At 35.5% G+C, this 17,145-nt stretch carries 17 protein-coding genes; 10 read left to right on the plus strand and 7 right to left on the minus strand.

Going from position 1 to position 17,145, the window contains the following annotated elements:
• Positions 1 to 78 precede the first annotated feature (78 nt).
• The 4 genes from Q1A47_RS08865 to Q1A47_RS08880 all read right to left on the minus strand — a co-directional run bounded on the left by Q1A47_RS08865 (position 79) and on the right by Q1A47_RS08880 (position 3,186).
• Positions 79 to 657 carry an SCO family protein gene (locus tag Q1A47_RS08865; protein ID WP_026680736.1) on the minus strand — a complete coding sequence of 193 codons (579 nt, stop codon included), beginning with the start codon at positions 655 to 657 and terminating at the stop codon, positions 79 to 81.
• Between the two features lie 172 nt (positions 658 to 829).
• Entirely contained in the window at positions 830 to 1,684 is an 855-nt protein-coding gene (locus Q1A47_RS08870) for a metallophosphoesterase (RefSeq protein ID WP_026680737.1), read from the minus strand.
• 276 nt (positions 1,685 to 1,960) lie between these two features.
• Entirely contained in the window at positions 1,961 to 2,872 is a 912-nt protein-coding gene (locus tag Q1A47_RS08875) for a cation diffusion facilitator family transporter (RefSeq protein WP_166530404.1), read from the minus strand.
• An 11-nt stretch (positions 2,873 to 2,883) separates the two neighbouring features.
• Positions 2,884 to 3,186: a helix-turn-helix transcriptional regulator gene (locus Q1A47_RS08880; protein WP_026680739.1), complete on the minus strand. Its 303-nt coding sequence runs from the start codon at positions 3,184 to 3,186 to the stop codon at positions 2,884 to 2,886.
• Positions 3,187 to 3,377: 191 nt separating this feature from the next.
• Here Q1A47_RS08880 and cbpB point away from each other — a divergent pair, with 191 nt between their 5' ends.
• From cbpB to Q1A47_RS08920, 8 genes are all read left to right on the plus strand, one after another.
• Positions 3,378 to 3,821 (plus strand): cyclic-di-AMP-binding protein CbpB, encoded by a 444-nt coding sequence (gene cbpB, locus Q1A47_RS08885; protein ID WP_026680740.1) that lies wholly within the window; start codon positions 3,378 to 3,380, stop codon positions 3,819 to 3,821.
• Positions 3,822 to 4,150: 329 nt separating this feature from the next.
• The gene (gene dapD, locus Q1A47_RS08890) at positions 4,151 to 4,870 is read left to right on the plus strand and encodes a 2,3,4,5-tetrahydropyridine-2,6-dicarboxylate N-acetyltransferase (protein ID WP_026680741.1); all 720 of its coding nucleotides are present in this window, start codon (positions 4,151 to 4,153) and stop codon (positions 4,868 to 4,870) included.
• Positions 4,871 to 4,883: 13 nt separating this feature from the next.
• A complete protein-coding gene (locus tag Q1A47_RS08895) occupies positions 4,884 to 5,999 on the plus strand; it encodes an N-acetyldiaminopimelate deacetylase (protein ID WP_166530405.1) in 1,116 nt (371 codons plus the stop codon).
• A gap of 69 nt (positions 6,000 to 6,068) precedes the next feature.
• A complete protein-coding gene (locus Q1A47_RS08900; protein WP_026680743.1) occupies positions 6,069 to 6,311 on the plus strand; it encodes a YkuS family protein in 243 nt (80 codons plus the stop codon).
• Positions 6,312 to 6,416: 105 nt separating this feature from the next.
• A complete protein-coding gene (locus Q1A47_RS08905; protein WP_026680744.1) occupies positions 6,417 to 6,869 on the plus strand; it encodes a TlpA disulfide reductase family protein in 453 nt (150 codons plus the stop codon).
• A 290-nt stretch (positions 6,870 to 7,159) separates the two neighbouring features.
• The gene (locus Q1A47_RS08910) at positions 7,160 to 8,911 is read left to right on the plus strand and encodes an ABC transporter ATP-binding protein (RefSeq protein ID WP_121605029.1); all 1,752 of its coding nucleotides are present in this window, start codon (positions 7,160 to 7,162) and stop codon (positions 8,909 to 8,911) included.
• An 11-nt stretch (positions 8,912 to 8,922) separates the two neighbouring features.
• Positions 8,923 to 10,761, plus strand: a complete 1,839-nt coding sequence (locus Q1A47_RS08915; RefSeq protein ID WP_166530406.1) for an ABC transporter ATP-binding protein — start codon at positions 8,923 to 8,925, stop codon at positions 10,759 to 10,761.
• 595 nt (positions 10,762 to 11,356) lie between these two features.
• Positions 11,357 to 12,022, plus strand: a complete 666-nt coding sequence (locus Q1A47_RS08920) for a TrkA family potassium uptake protein (protein WP_026680747.1) — start codon at positions 11,357 to 11,359, stop codon at positions 12,020 to 12,022.
• Positions 12,023 to 12,198: 176 nt separating this feature from the next.
• Here the strand turns inward: Q1A47_RS08920 and rnjA are convergent, their stop codons facing one another.
• A complete protein-coding gene (rnjA, locus tag Q1A47_RS08925; protein ID WP_026680748.1) occupies positions 12,199 to 13,866 on the minus strand; it encodes a ribonuclease J1 in 1,668 nt (555 codons plus the stop codon).
• A 3-nt stretch (positions 13,867 to 13,869) separates the two neighbouring features.
• Positions 13,870 to 14,079 carry a DNA-dependent RNA polymerase subunit epsilon gene (locus tag Q1A47_RS08930; RefSeq protein WP_026680749.1) on the minus strand — a complete coding sequence of 70 codons (210 nt, stop codon included), beginning with the start codon at positions 14,077 to 14,079 and terminating at the stop codon, positions 13,870 to 13,872.
• Positions 14,080 to 14,565: 486 nt separating this feature from the next.
• On the opposite strand from Q1A47_RS08930, the gene Q1A47_RS08935 reads away from it, so the two are divergent.
• Positions 14,566 to 15,339, plus strand: a complete 774-nt coding sequence (locus tag Q1A47_RS08935) for a Cof-type HAD-IIB family hydrolase (protein ID WP_026680750.1) — start codon at positions 14,566 to 14,568, stop codon at positions 15,337 to 15,339.
• 45 nt (positions 15,340 to 15,384) lie between these two features.
• Here the strand turns inward: Q1A47_RS08935 and def are convergent, their stop codons facing one another.
• A complete protein-coding gene (def, locus tag Q1A47_RS08940; RefSeq protein ID WP_166530407.1) occupies positions 15,385 to 15,936 on the minus strand; it encodes a peptide deformylase in 552 nt (183 codons plus the stop codon).
• A 185-nt stretch (positions 15,937 to 16,121) separates the two neighbouring features.
• Between def and Q1A47_RS08945 the strand changes: the two genes are divergently transcribed.
• Positions 16,122 to 16,841 (plus strand): YkyA family protein, encoded by a 720-nt coding sequence (locus Q1A47_RS08945; RefSeq protein WP_121605032.1) that lies wholly within the window; start codon positions 16,122 to 16,124, stop codon positions 16,839 to 16,841.
• Positions 16,842 to 17,145: the final 304 nt, after the last annotated feature.

Raw genomic sequence — 17,145 nt, forward strand, 5'->3', positions numbered from 1 at the left:
AAAGCATATCTTGTTGCAAGAGTGATAGCTAATCATTTAACAACAGAAACGAGCAGAACTTATCTGCTCGTTATTACGTTATTTCAAATCTTGAATCGTTGGAACGATTTTTTTCACTTCATCTGGCTTTCTTCCATCAAATCGATAAATAAAGTCACCATCTGGAGAAATGATGTAGAAATAAACGCTATGCATGACCTGATCAGAGTCTGCTGGTATTTCTAGAGGTGCTTTAAATGATTTAATAGAAAACTCTTTGATTTTGTCAAATTCATAACCGGTTAGGAAATCCCAGTTATCAAAAGATGCACCCCTGGACTCTCCAAATTCCTTTAATTTTTCTGGCGTATCATTATCTGGATCTACACTGAACGAAACAAGACGAACATCATCTAAGCCAGCTTCTTTTAGTTGGGTTTGTAGATTAGCCATATTGGATGTCATTGGGGGACAAACCGTCTCACAATTTGTGAAAATAAAATCCGCAATCCAAAAGTCACCATCTAACTCACTTTTGGAGACATTTTCACCATCTTGGTTCGTGAATGAAAAGTCCTTTACTTCAACAGAGTAGTCGCCTTGATATTTATTTCCGCAAGCAGCTAATAATAATAATAAAAACACTAAGGGTAAAATGAATTTACACGTTGTCCGCATATGTAAAACCTCCATACGTGTTTGAAATCCCATTAAGTGTAGCATGGAAAGCCCTAAAATACCATGTATAAATTGTTAACAAAATACTGAAATAGTGATAGTGTGTGTTTTATTAGGTATTTTGTTTCTGCGCTAACATATAATTAGTTGACATTAATAAATAGCCTGAAGGTTAACTATGATGTTCAAGGGTATAGAGGTGAATCTCTGGTTTACATAAAAATCGATAGGGCAGTCTAGTAGTTCCGATTCCGCTATTTACAAATAATAAAAGCTTATCATCATTTAACGAATATTTTCCTTGCACATATTTTTCAGCATATGCAGGTGTATAGAGGTGACCAATAAATGGCAATCTTACTTGTCCACCATGACTATGCCCAGATAATTGGACATCTACAGGGTAATTCACGGCTTGATCAGCAAAATCAGGTTCATGAGCAAGTAATATGGTAAAAAGTTCAGGATTAGCTTCAGTAAGTGTTGATTGTAAGTCTGGTTTGCCAAGCATAACATCATCAATCCCTGCTAGTGTCAATTGCGCTCCGTTAACGTCGATTGTTGTGTGATTGTTTTGTAAAAGATGAAAACCAGCATTTTCCATTACTTTCATCACTATCTCTGTCCCATATCCCCCATGGTCATGGTTTCCGTAGATCCAATATTTTCCTTTAGGAGCGGTTAATTTACTTAAAATATTTACAATTTTATCATCCCATTGAAAGGTGTGGGGCTCATCCACAAGGTCACCAGTAAATACTATTAAATCAGGTTCTAGTCCATTGATTTTGAGAACAAGTTCATGGAGTTGTTCTAATGTGTAATGAAATCCAATATGAGTATCTGAAAATTGAATGATTTTAAAATCCTGAAATGCAGGGTTTATTTTTTTAGATGAGATTCTGTTTTTATTTATGTGAAGAAGTATAGGCTCAATTTCTTTTGCATAATAGTATGTTCCGCCGCTTAGCCCTAGTAACGCAAGGAAACTACCAAGCGCTTTTTTTAAAAATGATCTTCTGTTCATTGGTTACAAACCTTTCTCGACATGCATTAGAACAAAATTATAACACGAATAGTGAAAAATTGAATTAGCCACACTTTTTATCGGAATAGTCAGTTAATTACTTGACATTTGATTCATAAGAACATACGATAAAATGGATAGGTATTAAACCGTTTAAATAATGAAAAACGAGCTACTGTATTTGTTTTAGGAACTGTTGTTATTGGGAGGAGAGCATATTCACATAGAAAGAAGTGTCCGCCATAATAAGGCAGACACTCCTAATCTCGGTAGCGTTTAAGGACAGGAATCACAATCTTCTTGAAAGGGTGTATGAAGACCTTCCATTTGAATGGTGCAATGCGATATATGAAACTGGTCTTTTAATACCTGATTTGCTTGTTTAAGTAAGTCATCACGATGGATAGAATCATCAACAACTACATGACAACTCAACGCTGGAAACTCAGAGGTAATTGACCAAACATGTAAATCATGCACATCTTTTATTCCTTGTAACTTTAATAATGCTGTTTTAATTTCTTTTACATTTATATGCACGGGCTTTCCTTCCATTAATATATGGATAGATTCCTTGGTCACTCTGAAACCTGAAATTAAGATTAAAATGGCGACGATTACACTAGCTATTGGATCGGCAATATTCCAACCGAAAAGCAGTATGAGTATACCTGCTACGATGGCTCCAACTGAACCTAAGAGATCACCTAAAACATGAAGTAATGCACTTTTAATGTTAAGGTTATCTTCTGAGTCTCCGCGCATCAGCATCCAAGCTACAATGATATTAACGATAAACCCAATTACGGCAATAATCATCATATTGGCACTGACATTTGGCGGATCCATAAAACGATGAAAAGCTTCATAGAAAATATAGAGGGAAATAAGCACCAATGTTATGCCATTAATAAACGCTGCGATGATTTCAAATCTACGATAACCATATGTTTTTGAAGTAGTCGCTTGTCGCTCGCCAATTTTAAATGCTAAAAGACTTAATCCTAATGCAGCTGCATCACTCAACATATGTCCAGCATCTGATAGTAAAGCAAGACTATTTGTTAGCAAACCTCCAACTGCTTCAATTATCATAAACGCCGTAATCATGATGAAGCTCCAGAATAGTACCCTCTTGTTACTTGTATGATGATGGTGACCATGGTGATGGTCATGATCATGTCCCATAATCAAGCCTCCTATCGTGTATGTTTACTGTGCTCAATAGTTTGTTCTAATAAATTCATAACGTGATAATCATCGGGAGAATAATAATACATGGTCTTTTCTCGTCGGTTTTTAACTAGTCTTAGCTGTTTAAGATACTTTAACTGATGTGAAATGGTAGATTGATTCATTTTTAGGCAATCTGCGATCTCACTGACAGAACACTCTTTATGGAAGAGTAAATGTAAGATTTTAATACGAGTTGGATCAGATAAAGCTTTAAACGTTTGTGAAACAGCATCGATTAATTGTTCATCAATTGGATTATAATCCATTTTTTTCTCTCCAATACTATATGATCATATGTTCATATTATAACTTTTATAAGTTGCTTTTGCAAACCAAAATTAGCTTGTTTCGTTTTTCTTATTTCTACACTATGGTAAAATATAGAATGTAGTTTGGTGGGTTAATAAAATGGATACGAAACTGTACCTTCTATGAAAGTATGATAAGGGGTGATGTGATGAGTATGTTGCAAGATAAGCAATTAACTGATCTATCTGTTGGTGATGTGATGATTTCTTCCGAGAAGGTTGCACATGTACAAGTAAATAATCCATTAGAGCATGCTTTGCTTGTATTGGTAAAGTCTGGATATTCCGCAGTTCCGGTTCTTGATGCATCTTATAAATTAATTGGAACAATAGCTAAAACCAATATATTAAATCAAATATTAGGGCTTGAACGTTTTGAGTTTGAGCGGCTTTCTGACATCCTTGTTAAGGATGTTTTAAATGAAGAAATACCTTGCTTATCAAAAGAAGATTCGTTACTTAAAGGCTTAAATACAGTTATTAACCATCCTTTTGTCTGTGTGGCTGATAGTGATGGATATTTTGATGGGATTCTAACAAGAAGAGCCATTTTAAAGCAAGTTAAAAAAGACATTTATACACAAAAATCATGAGAAGATGCTGGGACGAAACTAAAATAGTTAACCCCCAAAAACGGAACAATAAAAATTTAAGTGTTTATACGAAACGCAGGCAAATCCTTGAAAAAGCGAAGTATTTTGCTAGAGCGATGATACCAAAATAATCCGAACTGATTCGTTCGGGTTATTTTTTGAAGAAATACTTTTGCTTTAGTCTCTTTCATTGCTTTAATGAACAGGGATAATCTAGATAGATTATTTGTGAAAGCCTCTTTAGGAATTTACATAATGGATAATAATTGCGACGAAAAAAGCTATCTGCTAAATTAAAAGATAGTACATAAATAGGAGGATACGAAATAATGAATATGATGGATGCAAATGAAATTATAAGCTTTATCTCAAACAGCAAAAAAAGTACACCAGTGAAAGTATATATAAAGGGTAATGATTTAAGTCAATTAGAATTAGATAAATCGATTCAATCGTTTTTGGAGAGTAAAAGTGGTGTCTTATTTGGAGAATGGGAAACAATCAAGAGCCTATTAGAGAATAATAAAGATGTTATAGAGGATTATGTGCTGGAAAATGATCGCAGAAATTCGGCAATTCCATTACTAGATTTAAAAGGAATTAATGCTCGTATTGAACCAGGTGCTGTAATTCGTGATCAAGTAGAAATTGGTGACGGTTGTGTCATTATGATGGGAGCAATGATAAATATCGGTTCTGTTATTGGCGCAGGAACGATGATTGATATGAACGCTGTGCTGGGTGGGCGTGCGACAGTTGGTAAGAATTGTCATATTGGCGCAGGAACCGTTCTTGCTGGGGTTATTGAACCACCATCTGCAAAACCGGTTGTCGTAGAAGATGATGTGGTAATTGGAGCAAATGTAGTTGTGTTGGAAGGTGTTACGATAGGGAAAGGAGCAATCGTTGCAGCTGGAGCAATTGTTACAAAGGATGTTGCGCCAAACACATTGGTTGCTGGCACGCCTGCAAAAGTATTAAAAGAAATCGATGAGAATACAAAATCAAAGACAGAGATCAAACAAGAGCTACGGAAATTAAATGACTAAGTAGGGAATAAATATGCTAGAACTAAAAGAGATTAGAAGAGATCTACATCAGATACCCGAACTAGGATTTCAAGAAATAAAAACACAGCAATACTTGCTTGAAAAAATTAAAGATTTCCAGACTGATCGAGTGTCTATTCAATTATGGAAAACAGGTATACTTGTATTTGTAGCGGGATTAGCTCCGGAGAAAACCATAGGTTTTCGAGCTGATATGGATGGATTACCAATTATGGAAAAGACCAATTTAGCGTTTTCTTCCTTGCATCAAGGAAAGATGCATGCTTGCGGTCATGATTTTCATATGACCATTGGACTTGGAGCATTACAGCACATGATTGAAAATCCGATTAAGGATAATTGTTTATTTATATTCCAGCCTGCCGAAGAAGGACCTGGTGGTGCACTTCCATTAATGCAATCTGAACAATTTAATGATTGGCGTCCAGATGTAATCTTTGCTTTGCATATTGCTCCAGAACTACCAGTAGGTACAGTATCTAGTAAACCAGGGCTGTTATTTGCTAATACTAGTGAACTTTATTTAGATTTTACTGGCAAAGGTGGACACGCTGCATATCCGCATTTAACAAGGGATATGGCGGTTGCTGCAAGTAGTTTTATCGTGCAGATGCAGCAAATTGTTTCGAGAAACATAAACCCGCTGGAGGGTGCGGTTGTCACTATAGGAAAAATGGAAAGTGGATTTGTTCAGAATGCGATTGCAGAGACAGCAAGGCTGGAGGGAACGATTCGAACCGAACATCCTAATGCTATTCAGACGGTAAAAAATCGACTGGAGAAAATGGCTAAAGGTTTTGAAATGGCCTATGATTGTTCCATTACACTTGATTATGGTGCCAATTATTATCAGGTGTATAATGATCACCAGCTGGTGGAACGTTTTTCCGAAATAATTCAAGCGACTGATCTGAATTATATACAAGCAGATGCCGCAATGACTGGTGAGGATTTTGGGTATATGTTAAAAGATATACCCGGATTTATGTTTTGGCTAGGAGTAGATTCTGAATATGGTCTTCACCACGCACAGTTAAATCCTGATGAGGACGCATTACTTGTGGGAGTAGAAGCTGTTACAAAAACAATTAAGATGCTTTCTTTATAGCTTTTGTATATCTTTCTTATTAGTTGCAAAATCTATATATGAATTAAATATATAGAGGAGGCAATGAAAGTGGCACGTATTGGTGTGGAAGAAACATTAACAGATGTTAAAGAGGCATTAATGGAGATGGGACATGAGGTTGTAGATTTAAAAAATGCAGACGATGCTGCATATTGTGATTGTTGTATTATTTCTGGACAGGATAAGAATTTAATGGGTGTGACGGATACACAAATTGCTGGTGCTGTAATTAATGCTCAAGGATTCAGTGCAAATGATGTTTGCCAAATGGTAAATCATAAATTAGATTAATTTTTCTCTTAAATATTCTTATTTTCAACGAACCATTTTATCCAACTATTCATATATAGGTATGGGTAGACGGTTGAATTTAAGGATACTTTAGGAGGTAGTAGCATGCGTTTACGTGATGAGATGCCGGAATTAAATGGAGCCACTAATTGGTTAAACAGTGATTCGATTACCAAGGAAGATTTAATCGGCTCAAAACCAACATTCATCCATTTTTGGTCTGTCAGTTGTCATCTATGTAAAAAAGCCATTCCTAGAATTAATCAATTACGAGATACTTATCAAGGGAATTTACAGGTTATTTCAGTTCATATACCACGTTCTATAAGTGATAAGAACATGAAGAAAATCAAACTAGTTGTAGCTAATTATGGTATGCATGAACCGATTATTGTAGATAACAATGATGAGATAACAGATGCATTTGGATTGAATTATGTTCCGTCGTTTTATCTATTTGATAAATCAGGAATACTACGTTTTGTACAAAAGGGAAAAAGTAATACCAATATGCTTGAACAGCGAATCCAGCGATTGGTACATGCTGAAAATAACTAACAATAGGCCTCTGCAACGAAGCAGAGGTTTTTGTTTGGGAAAAAATATTATATATAAGAACGATTGTTCGTTTATGCTATAAAGGTAATAAGATAAAAGTTTGATCATGTAACTATTCATGTTTTATATTTTAATAGGTCAAGCCATTGAATGAAGGGTTCATACACATTCATAATTCTTAAAAATAATAACTTGAAAAAAATTTAAAAAATTGAGTTAAAAGAGTGGATATTTATTTCGGAACCCGTTATATTAGTAATTACGGAAATTCATCTAAAGGAGGGAAACACTTGGACACATTTAAAAAGCTAAAGCAATTCTTTTGGCCGTACAAGAAATATTTAATGCTGTCATTATTCTTCTTATTCTTTGTTACAGTCATTACCGTTGTGTATCCAATTATATTGCAACAGACGATTGATAACGTCGTTTTGGCTGATCAGTATGAATTGATACCGTATATTTCAGGAGCATTTTTATTGTTAATGATATTTAAGGGGTTTGCTACGTTTTATCATCAATATTTAGGAGATTTATTTGGGATTATAGCTGTATATAAATTACGTGACGCACTATACGATAAACTACAAAGGCTCTCTTTTAAATACTATGACAATGCAAAAACAGGTGACATCATGTCACGATTAACCGCTGATGTAGAAGGATTTCGTTTTTTCCTATCATTTGGTTTTTCTGAATTACTGCGCATCATTTTACTGATCGGTATTAGTTTAGGAGTAATGTTTTATTTTTCAGTGCCGCTAGCCTTGGTTACGATGGCAGCAATGCCTTTTCTTGGAATCGTTGTGTATCAGTTCGATAAACGGGTTCATCCAGCATTTCGGAAAATTCGTAAGTCGTTTGGAAAGTTAAATACAAGAGTGCAGGAAAATATTAGTGGGATGAATACAGTAAAATCTTTATCCAGAGAGGATTTTGAAATAGGGAGATTTTCTGTAAGCAATGATGATTACCGACAAAACTATTTAAAAACATCTTTCATATGGTCTAAATATTTTCCTTTAATGGAATTTATAGGTAACTTTTGTGCCGTGGCTTTACTGGCATTTGGAGGTTACCTAGTAATTAACGGCAATTTATCTATTGGTGAACTCGTCGCATTCTTTAGCCTGGTTTGGTACATTATGGGTCCGCTAATGAATCTGGGTTTTGTTGTCAATCAATTTTCTCAAGCAAAAGCTTCTGCTGAACGATTGCTAGAAATACTTGAAGCTAAAGAGGATATAGAGGAAAGTGAAACAGCTATCGATCAGCCTATTAAAGGCCATGTAACGTTTAATAATGTGACATTAACCTATTCTGAAAACGATGATTCTGCCCTAAAAGACATTTCATTTGATGCCCCACCAGGGAAAGTAGTTGGCTTAATTGGGTCAACTGGTTCAGGAAAAACAAGTATTACTCAATTAATAACAAGATTCTATGAGCCTGAAAAAGGTGAGGTTCTAGTTGATGGGAGAGCTGTTTCCGACTACCGCATTAAAACCTTACGTCAAGCAATTGGATTTGTATTGCAGGAGCCGTTTCTGTTTTCAACAACAATAAGAGAGAATATTGCATACGGAAACCCAAATGTTTCAGAAGAACAGATTATAGATGCAGCCATGCGAGCACAAGCACATGATTTTATTATGAAGATGCCAAATGGATATGAGACGATGCTTGGGGAGCGAGGAATGGGGCTATCTGGTGGTCAGAAACAACGAATTGCCATTGCCAGAGCAATCTGTATTAATCCAAGTATTCTCGTGTTAGATGATGCAACTTCTGCTGTAGACATGGAGACGGAATTTAAAATACAAAAGGCACTTAAAGAAGTAATGAAAGGTAGAACCTCGTTTATCATTGCCCATCGAATATCATCCTTAAAGCACGCGGATGAAATCATTGTTTTAGAGGATGGTGAGGTTGTAGAGCGAGGTACACATGATTTTCTGTTACAAAATCAGGGAGCTTACCAGCGTATTTATGAGATTCAATATCAGGATCGTGAAGAGATCATGAATAGACAACATGCATAAGGAGGGAAACTATGGCGCAACAAAGAGAGGAAAAAGAGAGTAGACATTTGCAACGATTTTACTATACACAGGATCAAGCTATTGAAAAACCTTTTAACTGGAAGCAAATGTGGAGATTACTTATTTATTTAAAGCCTTATTCGAGAACATACTTACCTGCAGCAATTATTGCAATGCTAGTTTCAACAGCTGTAAGACTTATTGTCCCCATCTTAATTGGTAAAGTAGCGATTGATGTAGCAATTGACGAAGGGAATATTTCGCTTCTTACCTATTTAGTTATTGGTATAGGTATCCTTTACTTACTCAGTTATGTTGGTAACGTCTATCGAATTAAGTGGGTAAATATTCTAGGGCAGAACGTCATTTATGATATTCGACAGCATTTGTTTTCTCATGTACAACATCTATCTCATCGTTTTTTTGATTCTAGATCTGCGGGATCTATTTTAGTACGGATTATGAACGATATTAATTCACTTCAAGAATTATTTACGAATGGAATTATAAATTTATTAATGGACGTTGTTACACTTGTTGGTATCATCGTCATCTTATTCGTATTAAGTCCGAAGTTGGCGCTTGCAATCATGATCATCCTGCCAGTAATGTTTTACCTTACAACAAAGCTTAGAAGAACTATTCGTAGATCTTGGCAATCCGTACGTATTCAACAGTCTCGCATGAATTCCCATTTGAATGAAGGACTTCAAGGTATGCGGATTACCCAGTCATTCTCACAGGAAAAAGAAAACGGGGAATATTTCCATGGAGTAAACTCAGATAATTATAAAAGCTGGAGAGAAGCTACGAGGAAAAGCGCGATGTTTCGTCCATTTGTAGAGATGAGTAATGCAATTGGTACGATCATTCTTATTTCATATGGTGCCTATCTAATTCTTTTAAGTGTGGAGAATGGTGGGATAGAAATAGGAGACTTTGTATCTTTTGCCTTCTTTATTGGCATGTTTTGGGACCCAATTTCTCGACTCGGGCAAATGTATAATCAAATGCTAATGGCAATGGCCGCCTCAGAGCGAATTTTTGAATTCCTTGATGAAAAACCAAATGTAAAAGAGGCGGCAGATGCATATGGAATTGATGACATGAACGGGCATATAGAATTTGACAAGGTAGAGTTTTCTTATGATAATGATCGAATTGCTTTACATGAAATTTCTTTTGAGATTAAGCAAGGTCAAACTATTGCGTTAGTTGGACATACGGGGAGCGGCAAGTCGACAATTGCTAACTTAATCAGTAGATTCTACGATCCTACAAAAGGAAAAGTAAAAATTGACGGGCATGATTTAAAGGAAGTAAATCTAAACAGCTTACGGCAAAAAATAAGTGTAGTGTTACAGGATACATTTATATTCTCAGGCACGATTATAGAGAATATTCGATTTGGTAGGCCAGATGCATCTGATGAAGAAGTAAAAGAAGCAGCAAAGGTTGTTGGAGCAGATGATTTTATTCAGCGATTAGCAAATGGTTATGAAACGGAAGTTGAAGAGCGGGGGAATATTTTATCGGCGGGTGAGAGGCAGCTATTATCTTTTGCAAGAGCATTGCTTGCTAATCCAAGTATTTTAATCTTAGATGAAGCCACGGCAAGTATTGATACGGAGACAGAGGTAAAGATACAAGAAGCATTAGGAAGGCTGCTGAAGGGGAGAACTGCAATTATCATTGCACATCGGTTATCAACCATTAGAGAAGCAGATAATATCTTCGTATTAGAACAAGGAAAAATATTAGAAAGTGGAAATCATAGTGAATTAATGCGTAAGCAAGGAGAATACTATGGATTAGTGAAATCACAATTTCAAATGCTTGATGCAATGTGATTAAGAGGCTGAGACAAAAGAATGAAGAAACAATTAAAAACGGACCTAATTAATTAAAAAAATTAATTATCGTTCGTTTTTTTGATTAGAATCATTCATTTAGCACCTGAAATAAGCGAGACTCTAGCGGGAACCGCACGAGTCCGAAGATCCAACTGATAACGTGTTTTTCTTTACCAAGTTAGCTGTGGCCGTGTTCGTGGAAAGAGCGTATATTTTCCCGGTGCGGCGATGATACTCCTATTGATAACATGATTATTCGTATTTTGGGTAAAGAAGTTGTGTTTTGTTCCAGCCTCTTTTTAATGGTTTAGAAAACCCCTGCCTATACTGAGTTCTAGAGACCTCCTAGGAAGCAAAAAGCGGCTTCCTGCGGGTTTTTAGGAAGTTGCTTTTTTTGGAGAGGATAGGGAAGCGTTTGGTTCATTTTATACAGGCAGAAATCCCTTTCAGACATCCTTTAAAGTCCAAGATTGTTGTTGACAGAGGCTTACAGTCGCAGCGAAAGCTATCCGTTCACAAAATATTTGTCTCTTTTATTCATATAGAAATATGTGATAAGCTAAGGACAAAGAATAGTGATGGAGGAAACAGGATGAAACGAGAATTTGCGGTAATAGGTCTTGGAAGATTTGGTGGTAGTATTTGTAAAGAGCTTAGCATGGAGGGTATGGAAGTTCTTGCTATTGATAATAATGAGGATCGAGTAAATGAATTTAAAAATATTGCATCACACGCAGTGATTGCTGATTCAACGGATGAAGTGTCGTTGAAAGAATTAGGAGTTAAAAATATAGATCATGTGATTGTGGCAATAGGTGATGATATTCAAGCAAGTATTCTTACGACGGTTATATTGACTGATTTAGGGATTAAAAAAATTACAGTTAAGGCTCAAAATGATTACCATGCAAAAATTTTAAATAAAATTGGTGCTGATCAAGTTGTTCATCCTGAAAGAGATATGGGTAAACGAATAGCGCATAATATTATTTCCAATAATATTTTAGATTATCTAGAATTATCGGATGATCATAGTATTGTCGAAGTTAAAGTAGGAAATAAAATGTTAGGCAAAACATTGGCAGATTTAGATATACGAGCCAACTATGGCTGTAACGTTGTCGCAGTAAAACAAGGAAAGGATATAAATGTCTCACCAAGTGCTGATCACGTCTTCACAGAAGGAGATATACTTATCGTTATCGGTGCGGATAAAGATATTTCTCGCTTCGAAAAACATTTAGTCATCGAGGAATAAAGCTAAAAAAAACAAAAAGTCTGGGACGAAAAAATTGTTGCAATGTAAAACCCAAACTTTATCTGAAATATTTTAGATAAAGTTTGGGTTTTTGTTTTACAGACAGATTGTTCATTTATCGCTCAGTCAGAAGATAAATTTAATCATCTTTATTTAGCGGTTCTACTATTTTACCATTAAACTTCCATAATAATAGGTAACACCATCGGTCTGCGTTTTGTTTTTTCATAAAGAAATGGGGCAATCGTATCTGTTATTTCGTTCTTAATTTCAGACCATTGCGTAGTTTTTCGTTCCATTACTTTATCTAGATGAGAAGCGACTAATTTTTGCGCTTCATTAATGAGATCCTCTGATTCTCTCATATAAACGAATCCTCTAGAGATGATGTCTGGTCCAGCAGAGATTTTAAACTCTTTCATATTTATACTGACAACCACGATTACAAGTCCTTCTTCAGAAAGGATTCGTCGATCTCGTAACACGATATTACCAATATCACCTATGCCGCTTCCATCAACATAAATGGAACCTGAAGGGATTTTTCCAGCTATAATGGCATTATCTTTTCCTAATGCCAATACATCGCCATTATCCATAATAAATGAATTACTTGGCTCTACATCACACGCTTCGGCTAATTTCATATGCTCTTTTAGCATACGGTATTCTCCATGGATAGGCATGAAGTATTTTGGTTTGATAAGGCGAAGCATTAATTTTTGCTCTTCCTGACTACCGTGACCAGAAGTATGAATATTACTTAATTTGCCATGAATAACATCTGCACCAGCTCGGTACAATTTATTAATTGTACGTCCAACACTTATTGTATTTCCAGGGATTGGTGATGAAGAAAATACAACAGTATCACCTGGTATAATTTGAATCTGACGGTGTGTTCCATTGGCAATACGGGAAAGGGCAGCCATAGGTTCACCTTGTGAACCGGTACATAGAATGGTTACTTCTTGAGCTGGAAGACGATTAATCTGATTTGCATCAATAAATGTGTCTTTAGGAGCTTGTATATAACCTAATTCTTGTCCGAGATTAATGGCAGATTCCATACTACGACCGAATACAGCTATTTTACGGTTATTATTAACTGCAGCTTCTACAACCTGTTGAAGTCGATAAATATTTGACGCAAATGTCGCAAATATAACCCTACCATTTACTCTGCTAAAGATATCTTTGATGTTCGCCCCAACCACTTTTTCTGACATGGTAAATCCAGGAACCTCACTGTTCGTACTGTCAGAAAGCAAACAGAGCACACCTTCTTTGCCAATTTCAGCCATCCTAGAAAGATTAGCTGGTTCACCAACAGGTGTAAAGTCAAATTTGAAATCACCAGTATGCACAATGTTACCTGGTGGTGTTTTAACTACGATACCATAAGCATCGGGAATACTGTGAGTAGTAAGGAAAAAGCTAACGGAAGTTTTACGGAATTTAATTATATCGTCTTCTTGTATGGTATTTAATTTAGCGTTTCTTAATAGACCGTGTTCGTCTAATTTGTTACGAATTAATCCGATCGCAAGTTTACCGGCATATATTGGCACATTAATTTCACGAAGAAGATAAGGGATTCCCCCAATATGATCCTCATGACCGTGAGTAATAAATAATCCTTTGATTTTATCCTGGTTTTGCACAAGGTAAGTGTAATCAGGAATTACGTAGTCGATACCTAAAAGTTCATCTTCAGGAAATTTAATTCCAGCATCAATTAATATTATTTCATCCTGGAATTGTACTCCGTACGTATTCTTTCCGATTTCCCCTAGTCCGCCTAATGCAAAAACAGCAGCTTGGTCATTTTTAACGAACTTCATTTTTTATATGTTCTCCACTTTAAAATCATCGGATAATTTTTCGTAATCTAAATGTGCTTCATCCATTTCGTGGATATACTCAATATTATACTTGCGTTCATTTAATTTTTTTCGAACTTGTCTTACAGATTCTCCTTCAACATATACACTCTTCGTACGCTCTCGAACTGGAATTTCTTCTGGCAGTTCTTGATATAAAACTTTGTAAATCATCTCATCTCTCCTTAATTATCATTCTTGTCCATTTCTATTTTTATAACACGTTTATTTACACTAAATTATACCTGATTTGATACATGTTTTTCCTGATTTATCCGATTTCCCGTTTTTGTATTTCCGGCTTTATGGTACCTTTATATTGTTGCGATTGGTACTATCAATGGTAGTCTTTTTTACAAGTTGTAGGTACACGTCCTTGGCCTAAAAAGTCTTTCCAGCGTTTCTTGAGCTTTTCTTTTAGGCGTTTTAACATGACGTTACAGCTCCTTTCTCAGATTTAAGAAAAGCAAGAAAAACGTTCTACCGATCCAATCCCTCTTATCTATAGTATAGTATGAGTTGAGGAAGATTGAAATAAAAATACTTTATTTCTTTTAAAAAATATTTATTATTGCTTTACAGACTTTCTTTTGATACGTTGGTATACTTAGTTTTAACATAGTTTAATTTCTTATACATCCAGAAAAGGGGAATAGCAGAATGCAGAAAAAAATTGTATTTTTTGATATTGATGGCACCTTATTAGATCATCATAAGCAGTTACCAGCTTCAACAAAAGAGGCTATTCAAGAATTAAAAAATAAAGGTGTTTATGTTGCGATAGCGACTGGAAGAGCTCCGTTTATGTTTGAAGATATTCGGAAAGAGTTGGATATTCATTCTTATGTTAGCTTTAATGGACAATTTGTTGTATTTGAAGGAAAAACAGTTTATGAAAATCCACTAGAGAAAGAAGAGCTTGCTAACTTATATAATAAAGCACTGGATTTAGATTATCCGTTAGTCTATTTAAATAATCAGGAAATGAGAGCCTCGGTTTCGGATCACCCCTTTATTTCCGAGAGTATGGGGAGTCTGAAAATTTCCTATCCAAAAGTAGATCCAGATTTTTATAAAGTAAACAAAATTCATCAAGCGTTGATATTTTGTGAAAATGAACAAGAAAAGCTCTTTGCTCGAGCTCATGATCGCCTGCATTTCTTACGCTGGCACGATTATTCATGTGATATTTTACCAATCGGGGGGTCTAAAGCGGTTGGAGTAGAAAAGCTAATTGAAGCTAGTGGATTAGATTTACAAGATACCTATTCGTTTGGAGACGGTTTAAATGATATTGAAATGTTAAAGGAGACAGGTACAGGTATAGCCATGGGGAATGCAGTTCCTGAATTAAAAAAAGTAGCAGATTTTACAACAGCCTCTGTTGATCAGGATGGAATACGAAAAGGATTAGAATATGTAAATTTAGTATAAATGAATAAGAGAAACGGCAGTCCATAAGGGTTCTGCCGTTTCTCTTTATTCTACTGGTTTTGCATTTTCTGGAATAGCAAAAGGATTATCTTCATTAATATGATCATAAAACATAATACCGTTCAGGTGATCAATCTCATGTTGGAATACGATCGCTGCATAGCCTTTTAACCGTAATTTTAAAGGGTTACCTTCCTTATCAAAAGCTTTTACTGTAATGCGTGCATACCTAGGCACGTAGCCTTCCACTGGACGGTCGACAGATAAACACCCCTCACCTGTAGATAAATAGGTTTTTTCTACGGAGTGACTAATTACTTTAGGGTTAACAAGCCCATAGCTGTATTGCTTCCCATTAGGATCTTCGAAGTGTACAGCTACTAATCGCTTATTTAAGCCAAGCTGAGGTGCTGCTAAACCTACCCCTGCGCGTAATTGATATTTTTCAGCTATTTCTTCATCTTGACTATTTTTTAAAAATGTAATCATATCCTCTAATAACTTTTTATCAGCGGTGTTTAATGGATTCTCCACCTCTTCAGCAACAGTTGTTAAAGAAGGATGCCCTTCACGAACAATATCTTTCATGGTTATCATGCATACCACTCCTAATCCTATACTCTATTCTTCATTTCAATTTCATATTTTATCATATTTAAGTTATATTAATCATAGTTTTACTATATACATGCTAGAGCAATTAGATTTATCTTTTGTCCGATATATTTTATGGTATACTGAGAATCGAATAATTGATGGAAAAGTTGTAGGGGGTAATATTCGTGCCATTAAAAAAATCTGCCATTTTCGCAGGAATCATACTTTTATTAGTGATTTCTGCTTGTAGTAGTAAGTCTACTGAGGAAAAAATTCAAGGACATTTAGAGGAAGCTGTTTCTTTAGAACAAGGCTTTGAGGAGCAACAAAGTAAAATTACTGATTTAGAAAAAGAAGAGCAGCAATTATACAGTAAAATTGTCAATCTCGGTATGGACGAAATGGATAAAATTAAGAAATATTCTAAACAAGCAATTGAAACAATTGATCAACGTGCTAAAGAAATAGCTAAAGAAAAGGAAAGTATTGAAGCAGCAAGTAATGAATTCTCTGAAATAGAAGAGCTGATTACTGATCTTGAAGCGGATAAAGTGAAGAAGAAAGCTGAAAATATGAACGAAGTAATGGAAAAGCGCTATGAAACGTATTCAAAGCTAAATAAAGCTTATCAAGAATCGTTAAAACTCGAAAAAGAAATGTATACCATGCTTCAAAAAGAGGATCTTGAGCAAAAGACTTTAACTGAACAAATTAATAAAATAAATGATAGTTATGAAAAGGTTATTGATTTAAATAAAGCGTTTAATGATAATACCGTAAAGTATAATAACTTAAAGAAGGAATTCTATAGTTTGGCAGGTATGGAAGTAAGCTATGAAGAAAACCCTACTGGAGATAAGTCAAATAAAGAAACGAACTCCAAAGAATCTTCAACAGAAAAATAAATAGGTAGTTTTTAGGAATAACACGCTACAGTACCTCTAAAGGTGATGCTGTAGCGTTTTTGTTAGTTTAGGAACTTATAGAGTTTGCCCATGTGGATAAATAGGGGCGTGTTAAGCCGCGTCCAGCTCCAGCGCCCAGAAACGAGGTGACTTCACGAATCGTCCTAATCTAAGCCATCATCGGCTTGCAAGTTTACCGTGCTTCCTTTACCTCCAATCACTCGCTTCAGTCGCTACGTTTCTAATCGGGCGCTTGCGCTTTTGTTCTAAGTTAAGAAAGTATAAAATCAGTGCAATGACTGCG

The sequence above is a fragment of the uncultured Virgibacillus sp. genome (assembly GCF_947495635.1).
Lineage (GTDB): Bacteria > Bacillota > Bacilli > Bacillales > Amphibacillaceae > Virgibacillus > Virgibacillus salarius.

Bases quoted from the DNA above. Each gene is read 5' to 3' on its own strand.
- Q1A47_RS08935 (WP_026680750.1), top strand. From the start codon at position 14,566: ATGCAGAAAAAAATTGTATTTTTTGATATTGATGGCACCTTATTAGAT.
- rnjA (WP_026680748.1), bottom strand. From the start codon at position 13,866: ATGAAGTTCGTTAAAAATGACCAAGCTGCTGTTTTTGCATTAGGCGGA.
- Q1A47_RS08905 (WP_026680744.1), top strand. From the start codon at position 6,417: ATGCGTTTACGTGATGAGATGCCGGAATTAAATGGAGCCACTAATTGG.
- dapD (WP_026680741.1), top strand. From the start codon at position 4,151: ATGAATATGATGGATGCAAATGAAATTATAAGCTTTATCTCAAACAGC.
- cbpB (WP_026680740.1), top strand. From the start codon at position 3,378: ATGAGTATGTTGCAAGATAAGCAATTAACTGATCTATCTGTTGGTGAT.
- Q1A47_RS08920 (WP_026680747.1), top strand. From the start codon at position 11,357: ATGAAACGAGAATTTGCGGTAATAGGTCTTGGAAGATTTGGTGGTAGT.
- Q1A47_RS08865 (WP_026680736.1), bottom strand. From the start codon at position 657: ATGCGGACAACGTGTAAATTCATTTTACCCTTAGTGTTTTTATTATTA.
- Q1A47_RS08875 (WP_166530404.1), bottom strand. From the start codon at position 2,872: ATGGGACATGATCATGACCATCACCATGGTCACCATCATCATACAAGT.
- Q1A47_RS08930 (WP_026680749.1), bottom strand. From the start codon at position 14,079: ATGATTTACAAAGTTTTATATCAAGAACTGCCAGAAGAAATTCCAGTT.
- Q1A47_RS08870 (WP_026680737.1), bottom strand. From the start codon at position 1,684: ATGAACAGAAGATCATTTTTAAAAAAAGCGCTTGGTAGTTTCCTTGCG.
- Q1A47_RS08915 (WP_166530406.1), top strand. From the start codon at position 8,923: ATGGCGCAACAAAGAGAGGAAAAAGAGAGTAGACATTTGCAACGATTT.
- def (WP_166530407.1), bottom strand. From the start codon at position 15,936: ATGATAACCATGAAAGATATTGTTCGTGAAGGGCATCCTTCTTTAACA.
- Q1A47_RS08880 (WP_026680739.1), bottom strand. From the start codon at position 3,186: ATGGATTATAATCCAATTGATGAACAATTAATCGATGCTGTTTCACAA.
- Q1A47_RS08895 (WP_166530405.1), top strand. From the start codon at position 4,884: ATGCTAGAACTAAAAGAGATTAGAAGAGATCTACATCAGATACCCGAA.